The sequence below is a fragment of the Paracraurococcus lichenis genome (genome assembly GCF_030657435.1).
GTDB classification, from domain to species: domain Bacteria; phylum Pseudomonadota; class Alphaproteobacteria; order Acetobacterales; family Acetobacteraceae; genus Paracraurococcus; species Paracraurococcus lichenis.
In genome coordinates, this window is the sequence record NZ_JAUTWS010000400.1 from 1 (window position 1) to 718 (window position 718).

The 718-nt window shown below is 68.9% G+C and carries 1 protein-coding gene and 1 pseudogene; both read left to right on the top strand.

All coding sequences use genetic code 11. The features are described from left to right. A pseudogene (locus Q7A36_RS40480) lies at positions 1-199 on the top strand (hypothetical protein); the annotation flags it as partial. Beyond that, positions 196-718 (top strand): ATP-binding protein (locus Q7A36_RS40485; RefSeq protein WP_305109440.1); only part of this gene is annotated, 523 nt, incomplete at its 3' end. The pseudogene Q7A36_RS40480 and the gene Q7A36_RS40485, both read left to right, overlap by 4 nt.

Here is a 718-nt window from a genome sequence, read left to right on the forward strand (position 1 = left end):
GGTCCTCGAGGGCCGCGGCAAGCGCCGCATCGCCGAGGGCCACCGTACCCTGCCACCGCCACGTAACAGCATGACGCCGCGCCAGGGTGGTGCCGAGCCTGCGCAACCCGCCGCCTCGCCTGGCACCGTGACGCCGAGGTCGCTGGCCATCTACGAGACGATCGGCCGCCGGCTCGCCGCAGGGGACCTGCCACGATGAACGCCACGGCTCCCGCGACGCTGGATCGCATTCGCCAGCACCTGGTCGGCCTCAAGATGCCGCGCTCCCTCGAGGTCCTCGAGCACCTGCTGCGTCAGCTCGAGCGCGGCGAGATCTCCGCTCTCGAGGCCATCGACACCCTCCTCAGCGAGGAGTTGACCCTGCGCGAGGGGCGCAGGATCAAGGCAGCGCTCAAGATGGGCCGGCTGACCACCATCAAGACCCTGGCCGGCTTCGACTTCGCCTTCCAGCCCTCCCTCGACCGCAACCGCGTCCTCACCTTGGCAGGCCTCGACTTCGTCGATCGCCATGAGGTGGTCCACTTCCTCGGCCAGCCCGGAACGGGCAAGTCGCATCTGGCCCTGGCGCTCGCCGTCGAGGCGGTGAAGGCCGGTCGCAGCGTCTACTTCACCACTCTTGCTGAACTGATCAGCTCGCTCGCCAAGGCGGAGCGCGAGGGCATGCTGCGACAGCGGATCCGCTTTCTCTGCAGGCCGCAGCTGCTCGTCGTCGATGAGA